1 protein-coding gene is annotated in these 1162 nt (G+C 61.0%); it reads left to right on the top strand.

All coding sequences use genetic code 11. The annotated features are described in order from the left end of the window. On the top strand, positions 1-1162 hold a 1162-nt coding region (locus tag HX898_RS33015; RefSeq protein ID WP_180196811.1), incomplete at both ends, for a calcium-binding protein.

Here is a 1162-nt window from a genome sequence, read left to right as displayed (position 1 = left end):
GGCAGTGATGTCGAGAACCTCACCTATATCGGAACGACGGACTTTGTCGGAACAGGAAACTCGCTGGACAACCTAATCGTCGGCGGTAGCGGGACCGACACCATTGCCGGTGGCGCCGGCAACGACACGCTGAATGGCGGGGCAGGCGCCGACACGCTGATCGGCGGAGCGGGCGACGACACCTATATTGTCGACAATGCCGGCGACAGCGTTGCCGAGAACGCCGCCGCGGGAACCGACACGGTTCGCACGACCCTGGCAAGCTATACGCTTGCCGCCAATGTCGAGAACCTCGCCTATATCGGAACTGGTGCGTTTGCCGGGACAGGCAACGCGCTGAACAATGTCCTGGCTGGAGGTGCCGGGGTCGACACGCTAAATGGCGGCACGGGCGACGACACCTATGTCATCTCCAACGGTGACATCGTCATCGAGAATGCCGATGAGGGTATCGACACGGTGCAGACGAATCTGACCGCCTATACGCTGGGGGTCAATGTCGAGAACCTCACCTATGGCGGTACGGCCGCGTTTACCGGCACGGGCAATGCGCTCGACAACATCATCAAGGGCGGTGTCGTTGCCGATAAGCTCACTGGCGCTGGCGGCAACGACACATTGATTGGCGGTGCTGGTTCCGACACGATGTCAGGCGGGACGGGTGACGACATTTATGTCGTCGATATCGCGACCGACCTTGTGATCGAGAATGCGAACGAGGGGACAGACACGGTCCAGACGTCGCTTGCAGCCTATTCGATCGCTGCACTGATCAATGTCGAGAACCTGAGCTACACGGGATCGGCCAACTTCACCGGCACCGGCAATGCGCTCGCCAATATAATCACCGGCGGCGCCGGCAATGACACGCTGAATGGCGGGGCAGGTGCCGATAGCTTGATCGGCGGTGCGGGCGACGACACCTATATCGTCGACAATGCCGGCGACAGCGTTGCCGAGAACGCCGCCGCGGGAGCCGACACGGTTCGCACGACTCTGGCAAGCTATACGCTTGACGCCAATGTCGAGAACCTCACCTATATCGGAATCGGAACGGCAGCCTTTGCCGGCACCGGAAACGATCTCGACAATGTAATCACAGGGGCGGCCGCCGCTGATACGCTGTCAGGCGGCGACGGCAACGATACGCTGAATGGCGGGG

The sequence above is a fragment of the Rhizobium sp. WYCCWR 11128 genome (genome assembly GCF_013416305.1).
GTDB classification, from domain to species: domain Bacteria; phylum Pseudomonadota; class Alphaproteobacteria; order Rhizobiales; family Rhizobiaceae; genus Rhizobium; species Rhizobium indicum.
Note: the sequence above shows the minus strand (reverse complement) of the source record. Positions and strands in the feature narration are given on the sequence as shown.